Origin of the sequence: uncultured Chitinibacter sp., assembly GCF_945957625.1 — a bacterium.
Taxonomy (GTDB): Bacteria; Pseudomonadota; Gammaproteobacteria; order Burkholderiales; family Chitinibacteraceae; genus Chitinibacter; species Chitinibacter tainanensis.
In genome coordinates this window covers 48,427-64,506 of record NZ_CAMFLP010000010.1, presented here as the reverse complement: position 1 = coordinate 64,506, position 16,080 = coordinate 48,427, and the positions used below count along the sequence as shown (strand labels likewise).

Genomic DNA, 16,080 nt, shown 5'->3' with positions numbered 1-16,080 from the left:
TTAGTGTCCCTTTGGTTTGGGCGTAGGGCTGGTTTCGGGGTAAGGCGGTAAGGTGGCGGGGGGATTCATCAGCAGCAAGAAGCGATGCTGATCAATCCCGGCCAGTGGTTTGCACTGAATCCGCGCAAATGCCGAGCCGGCGGTGCGCTCCACTTTGCTCACCACGGCCACCGGCAGCCCGGGCGGGTAAATGCCATCAATACCTGAGGTAATCAGCACATCGCCGGCCTTGATGTCGGCGTTGGGGGGCATATTGCGCACTTCCAGCAGATTTTGCCGGCCCGAGCCATACACCACTGTGCGCAGCTGATTGCGCTCAACCATTACCGGCACCATATGGCCGCGATCGGAAATCAGCCGCACTTCACTGGTCATCGGCTGCACCCGCACCACCTGGCCGACCACGCCGCTGGCATCCAGCGCAATCTGGCCTTCCTTCACCCCGGCGCGCTCGCCCAGATCCACTACCAGTTTCGCGCCAAATGGGTCGCGACCGTTGTAGAGGATTTTGGAAAGCTGACTTTGCCGTGGTTGATGCTCGCTGGCTTGCTTGAGTGCGCGCAGATGGGCGTTTTCGGCTTCCAGCGCTTTCAGCCGCATGGCTTGGCCTTGGGCCAGCAAGCGCTCATCATTCAATTGCCGGTTTTCTGCGATCAGCTCGGTTTGCCGCTGCAAAAAGCTGCTGGCTTCCAGCGCCGCATTCACCGGCGCAGTAGCCACCCATTGCAATGGGTAGAGCAAAACCGAAATCTGCTCGCGCACGCGCGAAAGCATCTGGTAATAAGCATCGCCAACCAGTAAAGCCACCGAGAGCGTGGAAAAAATCAGCACGCGCGTCAGCGGTTTGGGGCCCTGCTTAAAAAAGGTGGGTTGAGTGGCTTGCATGTTTGCCCCGGGTATACGGCAAAAGGCCATACAGTGTATGGCCTTTGAGTGTATACCCTAATGTCAGTGCTTAATCGTTGGTGAAGATGCCGATGTTGCCTTTGTCCAGCTTCTCCAGCGCTTTGCCTGAGCCGCGAACTACGCAAGTCAGTGGATCTTCGGCCACGATCACCGGCAGGCCCGTTTCTTCCATCAGCAGGCGATCCAGATCGCGCAGCAGTGCGCCACCACCGGTCAGCACCATGCCTTTTTCGGCAATGTCGGCGCCCAGCTCAGGTGGGGTTTGCTCCAGCGCCTGTTTTACGGCAGATACGATCTGGTTCAGTGGATCGGTCAGCGCTTCCAAGATTTCATTCGAAGAAATCGTGAACGAGCGTGGAATCCCTTCGGCGAGGTTACGACCTTTTACTTCCATCTCGCGCACTTCCGCGCCCGGGAAGGCCGAGCCGATGCGTTTTTTGATTTCTTCGGCGGTGGTTTCGCCGATCAGCATGCCGTAATTACGGCGGATATAGTTGATGATCGATTCATCAAATTTATCACCGCCCACGCGCACGCTGCTGGCGTACACAATACCGCCCAAGGAAATCACGCCCACCTCGGTGGTACCACCACCGATATCCACCACCATCGAGCCGGTGGCTTCTTCTACTGGCAAACCGGCACCAATCGCAGCCGCCATTGGCTCTTCGATCAGCTCGACTTTGCGCGCGCCAGCGCCGAGGGCCGACTCACGAATCGCGCGGCGTTCTACTTGCGTTGAGCCGCAAGGTACACAAATCACGATACGCGGAGGCGAAGAGAACATCCGGCTAGGGTTCACTTTCTTGATGAACTGCTTAAGCATTTGCTCGGTGATGGTGAAGTCGGCGATCACACCGTCTTTCATCGGGCGTACGGCGGTGATATTACCTGGGGTACGGCCCAGCATTTTTTTGGCTTCCGCGCCCACGGCGAGGATGGTTTTCTTGCCTGATGGGCCGCCTTCTTGCTGAATGGCTACGACCGATGGTTCGTCCAGCACAATGCCTTTGCCTTGCATATAGATCAGGGTATTTGCCGTGCCCAGGTCAATGGCAATGTCGTTGGCGAAATAGCCGGAAAGTAATCCAATCATTCCTAATCTCTCATCTCTGAATCGGTGTAAATGCGGCACCGGCCGGCGCTCTTTTGCCGATCAATACCCTGAATGTCTGCGCTTGGATATGGCATTGCGGCATTGGTTTCATCGCAAGCAAATCCGCTTTGTTGCCCCGTTTTGACGCGCCGCAGCGCGGGTGGGAGAAACAAACCCAATATGATACCCTATTGTGTTGACGTTATTGAAGGTTTTACGGGGTAAATACGACCATGTCTTTGTCACAGGACGATGTACGCCGCATTGCACGGCTGGCCCGCATTGCGGTCAGCGACGATGAGGTGGCTGCCAGCCAGACCCAACTGAATCAACTCTTTACTTTGATTGAAGAAATGCGCGCGATTGACACCACCGGCATCGAGCCGATGGCCCACGCCCAGGACGTGATGCTGCGCCTGCGTGACGACGAAGCCCGCGCTGCCAATCGCCGCGAAGCCTTCCAGGCCGTGGCCCCAAGTGTGGAAAACGGCCTGTATCTGGTGCCAAAAGTCATCGAGTAATTCATTCCAAGGAGTCTGGCCGCATCGCCCTAGGTGGTGCCGCCATCAATTGCCATGCAAACTTTGAAACAACAGATCGACGCGCTGGCCAGCGGACAAACGACTTCGGTGGCGCTGGTTACCGAGAGCCTGGCGCGCATTGCCGCCCACAATGGCACGCTCAATGCCCTGATCACCATTGATGCCGATAAGGCGCTGGCCGCTGCTGCCGCTGCTGACGCCGCCCGCGCCGCAGGCGACACCCGCCCGCTGCTCGGCGTGCCGCTGATTCATAAAGACATCTTCTGCCACGAAGGCTGGAAAACCAGCTGTGGCAGCAAAATGCTGGATAACTTTATCGCCCCGTATTCATCGCAAGTGGCCGAAAACTGCGACGCCGCCGGCATGGTGGTGATTGCCCGCGCCAATATGGATGAATTTGCCATGGGCTCGGCCAATGAAAACAGCTTTTATGGCCCGGTGAAAAACCCATGGAACACCCAAACCGTACCGGGTGGCTCATCCGGCGGCTCGGCTGCGGCCGTGGCAGCGGGCTTTAGCGCCGTGGCCACGGGCACCGATACCGGCGGCTCAATCCGCCAACCGGCGGCGTTCTGCGGCATTACCGGTATCAAGCCGACCTACGGCATTGTTAGTCGTTACGGTATGGTCGCGTTCGCCAGCTCGCTGGATCAAGGCGGCCCGATGGCGCATACCGCCGAAGACTGCGCGCTGATGCTGAATGTGATGGCGGGCTTTGATGAGCGCGACTCCACCAGCCTAGAGCACGCCAAAGAAGATTACACCCGGGAGCTCAATACCCCGCTGGCTGGCCTGAAAATCGGCCTGCCACGGGAGTATTTTGCCGAAGGTTTGAACGCCGACATTGCTGCCGCGATCAATGCGGCGGTTGAGCAATACAAAGCGCTGGGTGCGACGATTGTCGACATCAGCCTGCCGAACACCAAGCTGGCGATCCCGTCGTATTACGTGATTGCGCCAGCCGAAGCGTCCAGCAACTTGTCGCGTTTTGACGGCGTTCGCTACGGCCACCGCACCGCCAAAACCGGCAGCTTGGACGAAATGTACGAGCAAACCCGCGCCGAAGGTTTTGGCGCCGAGGTAAAACGCCGGATTCTCACTGGCGCTTATGTACTCAGTCACGGCTATTACGATGCCTATTACCTGCAGGCGCAAAAAATCCGCCGCCTGATCGCCAACGATTTCCAAGCCGCGTTTGCCCAGTGCGACGTGATCATGGGGCCAGTAACGCCAACCACGGCATGGAATATCGGCGAGAAAAACGCCGACCCAATCGCCGTGTATCTGGAAGACATCTACACGCTGGGCGTGAACTTGGCCGGCCTGCCGGGCATGAGCGTGCCAGTGGGGCTGGCGAGCAATGGGCTGCCAATTGGTTTGCAGATCATTGGTAATTACTTCAGCGAAGCCAAGATGCTGGGCATTGCGCATCAGTATCAGCAAGTGACCGATTGGCATACCAAAGCGCCGCAACTGTAAGCGGCACAAGGACGTATACGATGAAATGGGAAGTCGTTATTGGGCTGGAAGTACATACCCAGCTCACCACCAAATCTAAAATTTTCTCCGCCGCCAGCACTGCGTTTGGCGCGGCGCCGAACACGCAAACTGCGGTGGTTGATATCGCGCTACCCGGCGCGCTGCCGGTGATGAACCGTGCGGCGGTCGAAAAAGCCATTCAGTTTGGCTTGGCCATCGGCGCCAAAGTAAACCGCAAATCAATTTTCGCGCGTAAAAATTACTTCTACCCTGATTTGCCCAAAGGCTATCAGATCAGCCAGTTTGAGCTGCCAGTGGTGGAAGGCGGCCAGCTCACCATTCAGGTGCAGCCCGCCAAGGGCGATCCGTACGAGAAAGTCATCAACCTGACCCGTGCGCATCTGGAAGAAGATGCCGGTAAATCGGTACACGAAGACTTCCACGGCGCTTCGGGTATCGACCTGAATCGCGCTGGCACGCCGCTGCTCGAAATCGTATCCGAGCCAGAAATGCGCTCCGCCGCCGAAGCCGTGGCCTACGCCAAAGCCTTGTATTCATTGGTCACTTGGATCGGCATTTGCGACGGCAATATGCAGGAAGGCTCTTTCCGCTGCGACGTGAACGTATCGGTGCGCCCAGAAGGCCAAGCCGAATTCGGCACGCGCCGCGAGATCAAAAACCTGAACTCGTTCAAATTCATCGAGCAGGCCATCAAGTACGAAGTGCAATGGCAAATCGACGAAATCGAATCGGGTCGCAAAATCCAGCAAGCCACGATTCTGTTCGACCCAGACAGCGGCGAAACCCGCATGATGCGCAGCAAAGAAGACGCGCACGACTACCGCTACTTCCCCGATCCAGATCTACCACCACTGGTAATCAGCGAGGAATGGGTGGAACGCGTACAGCGTGAATTGCCAGAGTTGCCAGTCGCGATGCAAGCGCGCTTCGCCGAGCAGTATGGCCTATCTGCCTACGACGCCCGCACGCTGACCGCCAGCAAAGAGCTGGCCGCGTTCTTTGAAGCCACCGTCGCCGCTGGCGCAGATGCGAAACTCGCCGCCAACTGGATCATGGGTGACATCTCTGCCACGCTGAATCGCGAAGAGAAAACGATTGCTGATTGCCCAGTTTCAAGCGACGCCTTGGCTGGCTTGATCAAGCGCATTTCGGATAACACCATCAACAACAAAACCGCCAAAGACGTTTTGAAAAAAATGTGGGAAAGCGGTGATGCTGCCGATGTGATTATCGAGCGCGACGGCCTGAAACAAGAAACCGACACCGGCGCGATTGAAGCAATTGTCGATGCGGTACTCGCGGCCAATCCGAAAGCGATTGAGGAATATCGCAGCGGGAAGGAGAAGGCACTCAATGCCTTGGTCGGGCAAGTGATGAAAGGATCTGGCGGTAAGGCCAACCCAGGAATGGCGTTGGAGTTGTTGAAGAAGAAGGTAAGTTAAGGTCAAATGGAGATGTTTTTACATCTCCATTTTTCTTTTTATGTGTACTTTTTTGAAGTATATCGGCTATTTAGTGGAAGGATATGGCTCTTAAAGTAAAGCTTCCTAAGCGGATGAATATTCTAACAATTGATGATTTGCTTTCGAAAACAGTAGATAAATCACTTACGCCAATTTCAGATGAAATTGTATACGATCTTTCATCTTTAGAGTTTATTGGCCCGACTGGTGTTACAGTATTTAGCAATTTGATTGAATGGCTGCTGTCTAAGGGAGTGGCTCAGCGGTTTGATATACCAAATAAAAATGCTGGCGCTATCAAGTTTCTAGATGACTCATTATTTTTTGAGCATTATGTTGGAAAGAAAATATTTAGCAATGCGACTCTTCGAGCTACAACTCTTCCTTTGAAATGGATTAATCACCCTCAAAGTCATTTATGGATAGAAAATCATTGCATTACATGGCTAGCTAAGGCTTTGGATACGTCCAAAAAATCGCTTGTTGAGCTAAGGACATGCTTATGGGAATTGTTTAATAATATTCGAGATCACTCTGGCAAAGATGCCGGATGTATTTTTGTTCAGTTTTTTCCAAAGTTGAAGAAGGTTGTGATAACGCTCTCTGATTTTGGAGTAGGCATTCCATCGAATGTTAAGAAAGTTCGTCCAGAACTTACAGATGGTGAAGCGGTTATTCTTGCGATGCAGGAAGGTTTCACAACAAATACGACGGTGAGAAATAGGGGTGTAGGTCTTTTCTATCTTTCTCAAACAGTGACCAACAATGGCGGAGAGGTTTCAATTCGTTCTGGTAATGCGCACATTATTTGTAGTGAGTACGGATGTTCTGATTTTAGTGAAAGATCTGGATATTATACTGGGACTGTTTTCGAGATAACTTTGCGTACTGATAAGTTTGATAGAACACTTGGGGATGATGAGGAGTTCGAATGGTGAGTGTGCGTGTTCTTGATTTTGTAAATCAAGCTTATACCTATGAAGATGGTGTGATAATTAGTGACATTATCATTAAGGCTTTTTCTGAAAATGAACAAGTAATGCTGTCTTTTTTCGGTATTGATGCAATACCTTCCTCGTTTGCAAATGGATGTTTTGTGAGAGTTTTGGAGAATTTTGGGTTTCAAAAGATTAAAGAAAATTTGAGCATTGTTGATTCTACAAAGCAAATAAATGGCATGATCAAGTCAAGATTAGTTTTTGAGTCGAAACGTAATGATCTATAGTCTCTTCGGTTGCTGCGCTATGTGGGGCGAATGCTGAATGATGAAACCGCCATGTTTGGCGGTTTTTCTTTGCCTGCCACATTCAATCAACGGACATTGGCGGCTATGCCCCGCGGCACTTCCTTTTCTTGCTTCGCCAAGAAAAGGAAGCAAAAGAAGGCGACCCCGGCATCTGCGTCCCGCTACGCGGGATGCCCTCGCTGTGGACGGATCGAGGCGGCGGCTGCGCGACTTGGCCTGCGGCCTTCGAACAGTGCTCGCCGAAACCCCGCCCCGCCCGTTCCTCGCTCGGCTTGATACAGGGGAATCCGCGCAGCGCAACGATTGCGGATACTATGGTATGTATTGGGCTGCAAGCATTGATTTTGTTGGATTGTGGGTGAATACCTGTAGGGTTGGCTAAAGCTGACCCTACACCTGCCGCCAATTAGTACGAAATGCCCGTTGAGCCGCGCCGTTCGGGAGGCGGTTGGCAAGGTTTTAAGATGCGGCTGTTTGAGCGTTGCGACGCTAGCGCAACGCGAGTTCCCGCCTCGCCTTGCCGAGCGCTGGACGGACGGGGTTTCGCGGTGATCGGGCGCGTTAGGGTTGCAAGGGGCAAGGCAAGACTGCCCCTTGCTCGTCCGGCGGGCGAAACCGCCGGTTTACCGCCTGCGGCAGCAGGCTATGCCGATGTCGATGAGCGAATTGGTTTTCTGCGCCGTTGGCGCGATGTTTTCAATGCGTGTTTCCCGCAGGGGGATTTCCGTTGGTCACCGTCGCGCAGACGGGAAGGGGTATTTGCTTCGCCAAATACCCCTTCACCCCAAAGGCGGCCCAGGCGAAAAGCGCTCCGCGCTGCCCTTGCTGCGTCGTGAGCCAAACGATAAAGCCGTTTGTCTCTCTCCTTGCTACGGTTTTCGCTACACGGGAAACCAAGCCCCAGCTTCACCAGCGCGGTAAATACTGGCGGCAGTATTGTGCTGAATGCATTGCTGGGATTTGGTTTGGTGAATATACCTGTGCGGTTGTTACCACGAGTCGCCCGTGGAGCCGCGCCGTTCGGGAGGCGGTTGGCAAGGTTTTAAGCCGCAACCTGTTTGAGCTGCGCGACGCTAGCGCGCAGCGAGTTTTGCGGCGCCTTGCCAAGCGCTGGACGGACGGGGTTTCGCGGTGATCGGGCGCGTTAGGGTTGCAAGGGGCAAGGCAAGACTGCCCCTTGCTCGTCCGGCGGGCGAAACCGCCGGTTTACCGCCTGCGGCAGCAGGCCATGCCATCGTGAATCCAAAATTACAGATTTTTACTGCCCGCAAAATTCAATCAACCGGCATTGGCGGCTATGCGCCGCGGCACTTACTTCTCTTGCTTCGCAAAGAGAAGTAAGCAAGAGAAGGCGACCCGGGCTCAAAGCGCTCCGCGCTGCCCTTGCTGCGTCGTGAGCCAAACGATAAAGCCGTTTGCCTCTCTCCTTGCTGCGGTTTTCGCTACACGGGAAATCAAGCCCCAATTTCACCAGTGCGGTAAATACTGGTGGCAGTATTGTGCTAAAGGCATTGCGGGGATTTGGTTTGGTGAATATACCCTTGTCTTGGTTGCCTCATCAGGCGGGCGAAGCCGCAGGTTTGCAACCGGCATTAAACCATCAGTGCAATAAAAAAAACCGCCCAACAGGGCGGTTTTTTTTATTGCGGGCTAGCTGGCTTTACAGCTTAAAGCGCCGTACCACGCCATGCAGCGAGCCGGCCATCTGGTTGATGCCGGCCAGCGTGTGCCGGGTTTGTTGCAGTGCTTGGTCAGTGGTATTGACCTGCTGGCTGATGCGCTCGGAGACTTGGGCGATTTGCTCGGTGGCCAACGATTGCTCGCGGGTGGCGGCCGAGATTTCGTTGATTTGGGTGAGTACGCCCTGCATTTCTTGCTGCATGGCTACGATGCGGTCGCCCACATCGGCCACAGTCTGGCGGCCGGCTTCTGCGCCGGCGGCGGTGGCGGTGGTGCGCTCGACGGCTTGGGCGGTTTCGCTGCAGATGGTGCCCAAGAGGCTTTCGATTTCGACTGTGGCTTGCGCAGTGCGCTCGGCCAGGCTGCGCACTTCGTCGGCTACCACGGCAAAGCCGCGGCCTTGCTCGCCAGCGCGGGCCGCTTCGATGGCGGCGTTCAGCGCCAGCAGATTGGTCTGGTTGGCGATGTCTTTAATCACATTGGTGATGTTGTTGATCTGTTTGGATTCGTGATCCAGCCGGCTAATCGATTCGGCCAGCGCGTGCAGCGTGGTTTCCATCGAGTCGGTGCGCTGGCGCATGGTGCTCATGGCTTGGGCGCTATTACGGGCGCCTTCGTCGGCATGGCTCACCGAGCGTTCCACTTGGCTGGTGCTATCGGCAATGTGGGCAATGCTGACGGTGACTTCCTCGATGGTGGCGGCGGTTTCTGAGACCAGATCGGATTGCGAGCGCGATTCGCGGGCCAGCTGATCAACGACTTTTTCAATATCCTGCACGCCTTGATTCAGGCGATTGGTTTCGGTTTGCACGGTGCTGATCAGTTTGTGCAGCTCGCCAATAAACTGATTAAAGGCGCCGGCAATGCGGCCGGTTTCGTCTTGCTGGCGATCATCCAGCCGCACGGTGAGATCGGCTTCACCGCTATTGAGCTGGCGCATGGCGGTCAGCAGGCGCTCCAGTGGGCGGGTAACCAGATTACCCAGCCAGAACGAGACCGCCGCCGCGATCAAGATCAGGATCAGGCCCGCGCCGGCTTCTTTAATCAGTAGCGTGCGCAGAGTTTTGTGAACAACGCCCAAATCAGCATCGGCTACAGCCACGATGGTGGTGCCATTGGCGGTGCGGAAAGGCAGATAGATCGAGCGGAATTCACCGTAGCTGCTGCTGTATTCGGTCCAGGTGGGGCGGCCTTCATTCAGGGCGGTGAGCAATTCGGCATTCGGGTTTTCATACACTTTCAGGTATTGCTCGGCATTGGGGTCGCGCTCTTCTTCGGGCGAGAGTGATGAGAGCACGTAATGCGGCTTGCCGTCTTTCATGACAAAGCTGTAGACATAAGGCAGACCCAGCGATTCGGCAAAGCGGGTGAGCTGCACGCTAATGGCGCGTACCTGCTTCAGATCGGCGCTATCGCGCGGCGTGAGCTGGCTGTGCAGCGTTTCCGGCACGATAAAGCGGTAGCCATTGGCGGCGGCGCTGAGCTTGCCATCAATGGCTTCAATGGCCACGGTGCGGGTTTCGAAATAGCTGAAAATACAGAACGTGACCACGGCCAGCGAGGTCAGCAAAATCAGCACCAAGCGGATCTTGGCTTTCAGGGTTGTCATGGCAAATTACCTACCAACAAGGACTAATAGCTCTCACCATAACCGATTGCTGATCGTTTGGTTAATCAGGGCTGTCGGCAAGGGTGTGATTGCTACAACAAAGTGAAAGTCTGGCGACGAAAGGTCAGGTTTCACCGCTCTTTCGCCGGTATAGCGCAGATGTGGCGCGGTGGCTCGCTGCATTTGCCTTGGTGGTCGCTTCGCGGCTACTGACGGCGCGCAGAGTTTTTTTTACAATCGCGGCCTTGGTTTAGCGGTGCTTGGCAGCTTATGAGTGATGTGTGTCAGCAATGTGGTGCCTGTTGCGCCACTTTTCGGGTGTCGTTTTATTTTGGGGAAACCGATCAGGTGCCCGGTGGCACCGTGCCGGCTGATCTGGTAGAACCGATTAGCCCTTTTCACGTAGCCATGCGCGGCACCAATCAGCCGCAGCCGCATTGCCAACAACTGAGCGGCACCGTGGGCCAAGCGGTGGGCTGCCAGATTTATCCGCTGCGCTCGAGCACTTGCCGGGAAGTGCAGCCGGGCGATGAACATTGCCACAAAGCCCGCGCCCATCATGGCTTGCCGGCGCTGACCGCGGCACAACTGGGCTAGCTGGACAAGGCCAGCCGCCAAGCCGCCAGCCTGCACGGCCTTGCGCCGGCCGGCGGGCAGCTGCAGAGCGCCGCCGGCTGTGAAACAATAGCGGCATGAAAATCTATCGTTCCGATCAGTACCCCTTGCCGCTCCCGCCTGGGCATCGCTTTCCGGCGGAGAAATACCCCATGCTGTATCGGGCTGTAGCCCAGTTCGCGGCTGACCTGATCCAAGATACCCCCCTGGCGAGCGATGCTGAGCTCTTGGCCGCGCATACGCCCGAATATCTGGCCAAGCTGCATAATGGGGCGCTAAGCGCGGCCGAGCAAAGAGTGATCGGCCTGCCGTGGTCGGCCGAATTACTGCTGCGCTCGCGCGCTTCCACCGGCGCTACGTTGGCGGCCTGTCGGGCTGCGCTCGCTGAGGGCTGTGGCGTGAGTTTGGCGGGCGGCACGCACCATGCGTTTGCCGATCATGGCAGCGGCTTTTGCGTGTTTAATGATAGCGCGGTGGCACTGCGAGTCTTGCAGGCGGAAGGCGCAGTGCAGCGCGCGCTGGTGATTGATCTGGATGTGCATCAGGGCAACGGCACGGCGCAGATGCTGGCTGATACGCCAAGCCTGTTTACCTTTTCCATGCATGGCGCGAATAATTTCCCCTTTGCCAAGCAGCAAAGCGATTGGGATATCGAGCTGGCAGATGGTTGCGACGATGCGCGCTATCTGGCCGAGCTGGCCGGCGCCTTGCCGGTGTTACTCGCGCAAGCGCAAGCCGATCTGGTGATCTATCTGGCGGGGGCCGATGCTTATGCGGGCGATCGCTTGGGTAAGTTGGCGCTCACCCCGGCTGGCTTGCGCGCCCGCGATATGTTGGTGCTGGATGCGTGCCGGCGCTTTGCCCTGCCGGTGGCGATCACCATGGGGGGCGGCTATGCGCAGCCAATTAGCGATACGGTGGCGATTCAAGCCACGACGGTGCAGCTGGCATGGGTGCGCTTTGCTTGATGGTATGTTTTGCTAGGTATTGCAGCTATTGGGTTTTCAGATGATACCCGGCGGGGTATGTGTACTTACGCGCTAGTGGATCACGCGGGTAAAGTTGGGCTTGCCTTGTTGCTGGCGCAGCCAAGGTAGCAGCTCTTCGGCGCTGAGCCCCGGATTAATCAGCGGGCCATCCACCCCATCTACGCCCAGTTGTTGGGTGACTGGCCAGAATTTTGCCTCGTTAAACCCGCTGAGATTGAGCTGCAGCCCCAGGCTGTGGGCGAGCAAGATATTGTGTTCGAGCAGGGTTTTGGCCAATGGGTCTTGCGTGAGCTGGTTGAGCACGCCGGCGGCGAGATTGATTTCATTGGCGGGCAATCGGCCAATGAGCTTGACCCATTGCAAATGCAGCTGCGCGGTTTGGATGCCGACGGGTAGATTTTGCAGGCGCAGCAGATTCAGCGCCGCCATAGTGCCGGCATGTTCTTCATCTAGCTCATGCAGATTGATATCCAGCCCCAGGCTTTCCGGCTCTAGGGCGTAATCTTGCAGGCGATTGATCAGCGTGCGCGCCTGCAAAGGGCTGCTGAGCAGTGCTAGCGGGATTTGCAGCCGGGCCGAAAATGGCAAGCCTTGCTGCGCCCAGGTGCTGAGCTGGGTGCAAATGTTTTTCAAGTGATGATCATAAAGCTGTAAAAACGCCCGCTCCTGGCAGCCTTGCGGCGCGTACTGGTTTTGCAGCAAGGGGCCATGTTCGGGGTGGAGCCACACCAACTGGGCCAGTAGTGCGCGCACGGTTTGCCGTGCCGGATCAAAGCGCGGCCAGTAGCGGATCACAAATTGATTGTCATTGATGCCGGTTTGAATTTCGGCCGCGCTGAACTGGCTGCTGGCCAGGTTTTGCCGCGGTGCGCGTTGCAGCAGAAGATTTTGCAGCATCTCTAGCCGCAGCGGCTTTTGCAAGGCGGTCAGGATACTCAGCCCGGCTTGGCGGCCCATATTGGCCACGGATTCCAGCAGCGCCGGCTCGCGCGAGCTTAAGATCACAATCGGAATATCAATCTGCGCCCGCCCCAGCTCTTGCAAGAGCCCCACGCCGTTGATGCCGGGCATTTCCAGATCGAGCAAGATCAGATCAATTTGCAGGCCGCTTTTGAGCTTAAGCAGCGCATTCATGCCGTCATCTGCCGTTTCGCTCACTGTCCAGCGCATTTCGGCGCACAGGCTGGCGGCGTATTGCAGCTGCACGGCTGAATCATCCACCAGCATCACGTGAATGTCGGGTTGGCGTTTGGGGTCGCTCATGATCACGGGGCTCAAGACAGGGTTATCCCGTTATAGCAAAGCCCGCCCAGCGTCGTGCCGCCGATTTGTGCAGGCGCAGCAAGCAAGCGGCCGCCGTGCGGTGGATGTAAGGCTAGTGCGCTGTTAATACTGGGTAGGGGTAACTATCTGCAGGCTAAATAATTAAATGCCTGGCTTGATATACCCATGATTAAAATCTGACTTTTAAAGAAATAATCGTGTTTGAATGGTGAAATAAAGCGCATTTTGCCGGCCAAATCTTACATCTGTCAGCGCAAAATGACCGGTTATCCCCTTTGCGGCGGTGCTGCGGGCTAGGTCTGCCTAGTTTGCAGCATGCAAAGTGCCGTGGGGGTGAGCATGAAGTGGTTGGGGGTTTTGCTGTTGTGCAGCGCCATGGTGGGGGCCGAGCCGGTGAAGCTGGTAACCGGCAGCGATTATCCGCCATTTACCGATAGCAAGCTGCCTGATGGCGGGCTGGCGACGGTGCGGGTGCAACGGGCATTTGCGGCTGCGGGGGTGGATAGCGAATTATTTTGGCGCCCGTGGGCCAATGGCTATAAAGCCACGCTGCAAGGGGAGTTTGCCGCGACCTTCCCTTATATCCGCACGCCCGAGCGCGAAGCCGAATTTTTATATTCGCAACCTCTGTTTGAACTGCGGCTTTTTGTCTTTGGCCGGCTGGGTGAAAACTTGAATGGTAGCCAGCCGGCTACTTTGCGGGGCAAACGCTATTGCCAGCCATTGGGTTGGGCCGTGCTGCCGGCGATTGAGGCACTGATCAAACGGGGCGAGCTGTATTATCACCGCCCGAATGATATGGCCGCCTGTATGCGGCTGATTGCCCTGAACTACAGCGATTTTACGGTGACCGATCATGCGCAGGGCTTGCAGCTCTTGGGGCAGCTGCCGGCTACCGGCAATATTATTCCGCTGGGTGAGGTGATGAGTGTGCAAACACTGCATCTGATTGTGCCCAAAGCCGCGCCGGGTGGGGCGGCCTTGCTGCAGCAATTTAATACTGGCCTCCAGCGCTTGGGGAATAAGCCTGCGCAATAGGGTATGGGCTTGCAGGATTTATGTATCAATCCTTGTGGCTTGATACATGGGTTGGGTATTTTGGGTTTCGATAAAAAAACAGCCACCCCGCAGGGTGGCTGTTGCTATTGGGCAAGGGTGGTGTAACTTAGCGTGGCTGATACAGCACTTTGCTATCGCGATTCAGCCAGATCGGGTCGGTCAGGGTTTTGAGGGCCATGCCGCGCAGTTTGGTTTGCGTGTCGGCACTGACCGCAATGCCCCACTGGGTAAAGAACGGCGTGAGGTCGTAGCCCGCGACGCGGCTGGTTTCGATGATAAAGGTTTGTTTCTCGGCTTCATCACCGCTTGGGCGTTGCGCAGCGGGCATATTACGGTAGTTGGTGCCCAGCTTGGCGTAAAAATCACGCCCAAAGGCCAGATCCAGCTGCCAGAACATGGTGGCGCGCACAAACAGATCGCTCTGCGTAGCAAAATCGCGCGTGGCTTGATTCAGGTAGGCAAAGGTTTTGGTCCAGGTGCCTTGGGTTTCATAGCGCGATAGCTGGCCCAGGCCGCGCTGCACATAGGCCGAAGACAGATTTACAGTCACTTCGGTCTGGTCGGCCCAAGTAAAGGTGCTCATCTGATATTGGTGGCCCAGCTCATGCCATGGGCCCCAGCCATCGGTTTTCAGCTTTTTGCTATTGAGCACGGTGCCAATCGCGCCATCATCGCTGGCGGTGGCCATCCGGTATTGCCATGAATACATCCAGCCATCGTAGGGGGCCAGCTCGACAAAGTGGAAGCGATGCGGCGTTGGATTGTGCGGCCAGGCTTGGCCGGGTTTGATACCGTATTGCTCGTCTTCCAGCCGTACGATCTCATCCCACAGCGTCATCAGGGCCACGGGGTCATCCACATGACGCAAGATTTTGCCCATGCTGGCGGTAAGCATCATGCGGCGGCTGACCAGCTCGGCATACGGCGCATCGCCGTATTGCAGCAGCATTTGCTGCCATTGTTCGGCATTGTGCTGGCCCAAGACAAAGCGCGGCATCACGCGCCCGCCCGAGACCAGCTCAACCTTTAGCTCGCCATTGGTCGGGGTATTAAAGGCTGCCACGTACACGGCGGCTTTGACTTTAGACACGATGGTGTTGCTACCCACATTCAGTTTGATCTTCTGGGCGGTGTCGTAATTCCAGGTGTCGTCATCGATATTGTGCAGCCAGATTTCCGGCTGTTTATTCGGCGCGCTACCGCTGTAGACATAATTCACCACCAGAACATCACCGGGCTGCACCCAATAGCCGGTTGATTGGAAGGGGGTGTGATTAAAGCTGCGTAGCTGCGCGGCACGCAGGCTACCAATATCGCCCGGCTGCTCAAGCGTGAGGCTGCGAGCTGGAATCAGACCGCTGACCGGCGTTGGGCTTGGTTTCGGGGTTGCAGTTGGCGCGGCAGTCGGGGTGGCTGTTGGCGTCGCGGTTGGGGCTACGGTAGGTTTAACTGTTGGCGTGGCCGTTGGTGCCAGCGTTGGCTTCACCGTGGGTACGACCGTCGGTGTTGCGATCGGAGTTGCGCTTGGTTTAACAGTGGGGGTTGCGCTGGGTGTGATGACAGGGGTACTGCTTGGCGCATTGGTCGGCTGGGCTGGGCCGACGAGGCGCCAAACGCCATAAGCTCCCGCTTGCGCTGGATTATCACCCTTGGTCCACCATTCATTGCGATACACCTGGCCCTGATAGCTCACCAGCTGGCCTTTGTTGGCGTAGGTGGTGTTGGCATCCCAGGCTTTCACCGTGCTGGGGGCGGTGGTCGCGTTCGGGGTAGCCGTTACGCTGGGCTGTGTCGTGGTGGGAGTGGCCGCGGGCGGAAAAGTGCTATTGGGCGTCGCTGTCGGAGTTGCCGCTGCGGCGTTGACTTTACGCCAGACGCCCCACGCGCCGCTTGTGGCCGGGTTGTCCCCTTTGGTCCACCAGCCGTTGGTGTAACGTTGGCCCTGATAACTTACCACCTGACCTGCTTCGGCGTAGGTGGTACTGCTATTCCATTCGCTGGCTGCATCCGCAGTCACGACGTGGAGAGCAATGGCGGCGATGAGGCCGTATTGAGGTAGCAATTGCATGGTGTATCCTGTTCGGTCAATGC

General features: G+C 56.3%; 13 protein-coding genes. 8 read left to right on the top strand and 5 right to left on the bottom strand.

Annotation, left to right across the window (positions count from 1 at the left end; translation table 11 throughout):
- Entirely contained in the window at positions 1-885 is an 885-nt protein-coding gene (gene mreC, locus QV747_RS11955; protein WP_273431265.1) for a rod shape-determining protein MreC, read from the bottom strand.
- 70 nt (positions 886-955) lie between these two features.
- Positions 956-2,002, bottom strand: a complete 1,047-nt coding sequence (locus tag QV747_RS11950; RefSeq protein WP_028450322.1) for a rod shape-determining protein — start codon at positions 2,000-2,002, stop codon at positions 956-958.
- A 233-nt stretch (positions 2,003-2,235) separates the two neighbouring features.
- Between QV747_RS11950 and gatC the strand changes: the two genes are divergently transcribed.
- The 5 genes from gatC (at position 2,236) to QV747_RS11925 (ending at position 6,732) form a co-directional block, all read left to right on the top strand.
- The gene (gene gatC / locus QV747_RS11945; RefSeq protein ID WP_273431268.1) at positions 2,236-2,523 is read left to right on the top strand and encodes an Asp-tRNA(Asn)/Glu-tRNA(Gln) amidotransferase subunit GatC; all 288 of its coding nucleotides are present in this window, start codon (positions 2,236-2,238) and stop codon (positions 2,521-2,523) included.
- Positions 2,524-2,571: 48 nt separating this feature from the next.
- Entirely contained in the window at positions 2,572-4,023 is a 1,452-nt protein-coding gene (gene gatA / locus QV747_RS11940) for an Asp-tRNA(Asn)/Glu-tRNA(Gln) amidotransferase subunit GatA (protein ID WP_273431334.1), read from the top strand.
- 20 nt (positions 4,024-4,043) lie between these two features.
- Complete coding sequence (gene gatB, locus QV747_RS11935; protein WP_273431270.1) at positions 4,044-5,486, top strand: Asp-tRNA(Asn)/Glu-tRNA(Gln) amidotransferase subunit GatB; 1,443 nt, start codon at positions 4,044-4,046, stop codon at positions 5,484-5,486.
- 83 nt (positions 5,487-5,569) lie between these two features.
- Positions 5,570-6,445 carry an ATP-binding protein gene (locus tag QV747_RS11930; protein ID WP_273431272.1) on the top strand — a complete coding sequence of 292 codons (876 nt, stop codon included), beginning with the start codon at positions 5,570-5,572 and terminating at the stop codon, positions 6,443-6,445.
- A complete protein-coding gene (locus QV747_RS11925) occupies positions 6,439-6,732 on the top strand; it encodes an STAS-like domain-containing protein (protein ID WP_273431274.1) in 294 nt (97 codons plus the stop codon). Before QV747_RS11930 ends, QV747_RS11925 begins: the two co-directional genes overlap by 7 nt.
- Before the next feature lie 1,681 nt (positions 6,733-8,413).
- Here QV747_RS11925 and QV747_RS11920 read toward each other — a convergent pair.
- Positions 8,414-10,042 (bottom strand): methyl-accepting chemotaxis protein, encoded by a 1,629-nt coding sequence (locus tag QV747_RS11920; protein ID WP_273431276.1) that lies wholly within the window; start codon positions 10,040-10,042, stop codon positions 8,414-8,416.
- Between the two features lie 270 nt (positions 10,043-10,312).
- Between QV747_RS11920 and QV747_RS11915 the strand changes: the two genes are divergently transcribed.
- Entirely contained in the window at positions 10,313-10,639 is a 327-nt protein-coding gene (locus QV747_RS11915; protein ID WP_273431277.1) for a YkgJ family cysteine cluster protein, read from the top strand.
- 95 nt (positions 10,640-10,734) lie between these two features.
- On the top strand, positions 10,735-11,625 hold the full coding sequence (locus tag QV747_RS11910; protein ID WP_273431279.1) for a histone deacetylase: 891 nt from the start codon (positions 10,735-10,737) through the stop codon (positions 11,623-11,625).
- A gap of 72 nt (positions 11,626-11,697) precedes the next feature.
- Here the strand turns inward: QV747_RS11910 and QV747_RS11905 are convergent, their stop codons facing one another.
- Positions 11,698-12,909, bottom strand: a complete 1,212-nt coding sequence (locus QV747_RS11905) for an EAL domain-containing protein (protein ID WP_273431281.1) — start codon at positions 12,907-12,909, stop codon at positions 11,698-11,700.
- A gap of 360 nt (positions 12,910-13,269) precedes the next feature.
- Here QV747_RS11905 and QV747_RS11900 point away from each other — a divergent pair, with 360 nt between their 5' ends.
- Positions 13,270-13,968 (top strand): ABC transporter substrate-binding protein, encoded by a 699-nt coding sequence (locus QV747_RS11900; protein ID WP_052190854.1) that lies wholly within the window; start codon positions 13,270-13,272, stop codon positions 13,966-13,968.
- A 127-nt stretch (positions 13,969-14,095) separates the two neighbouring features.
- Here the strand turns inward: QV747_RS11900 and QV747_RS11895 are convergent, their stop codons facing one another.
- Positions 14,096-16,057 carry a M60 family metallopeptidase gene (locus tag QV747_RS11895; protein WP_273431283.1) on the bottom strand — a complete coding sequence of 654 codons (1,962 nt, stop codon included), beginning with the start codon at positions 16,055-16,057 and terminating at the stop codon, positions 14,096-14,098.
- Positions 16,058-16,080: the final 23 nt, after the last annotated feature.

Bases quoted from the DNA above. Each gene is read 5' to 3' on its own strand.
- QV747_RS11905 (WP_273431281.1), bottom strand. From the start codon at position 12,909: ATGAGCGACCCCAAACGCCAACCCGACATTCACGTGATGCTGGTGGAT.
- gatB (WP_273431270.1), top strand. From the start codon at position 4,044: ATGAAATGGGAAGTCGTTATTGGGCTGGAAGTACATACCCAGCTCACC.
- mreC (WP_273431265.1), bottom strand. From the start codon at position 885: ATGCAAGCCACTCAACCCACCTTTTTTAAGCAGGGCCCCAAACCGCTG.
- QV747_RS11910 (WP_273431279.1), top strand. From the start codon at position 10,735: ATGAAAATCTATCGTTCCGATCAGTACCCCTTGCCGCTCCCGCCTGGG.
- QV747_RS11930 (WP_273431272.1), top strand. From the start codon at position 5,570: ATGGCTCTTAAAGTAAAGCTTCCTAAGCGGATGAATATTCTAACAATT.
- QV747_RS11900 (WP_052190854.1), top strand. From the start codon at position 13,270: ATGAAGTGGTTGGGGGTTTTGCTGTTGTGCAGCGCCATGGTGGGGGCC.
- QV747_RS11915 (WP_273431277.1), top strand. From the start codon at position 10,313: ATGAGTGATGTGTGTCAGCAATGTGGTGCCTGTTGCGCCACTTTTCGG.
- QV747_RS11920 (WP_273431276.1), bottom strand. From the start codon at position 10,042: ATGACAACCCTGAAAGCCAAGATCCGCTTGGTGCTGATTTTGCTGACC.
- QV747_RS11925 (WP_273431274.1), top strand. From the start codon at position 6,439: ATGGTGAGTGTGCGTGTTCTTGATTTTGTAAATCAAGCTTATACCTAT.
- QV747_RS11950 (WP_028450322.1), bottom strand. From the start codon at position 2,002: ATGATTGGATTACTTTCCGGCTATTTCGCCAACGACATTGCCATTGAC.
- gatC (WP_273431268.1), top strand. From the start codon at position 2,236: ATGTCTTTGTCACAGGACGATGTACGCCGCATTGCACGGCTGGCCCGC.
- QV747_RS11895 (WP_273431283.1), bottom strand. From the start codon at position 16,057: ATGCAATTGCTACCTCAATACGGCCTCATCGCCGCCATTGCTCTCCAC.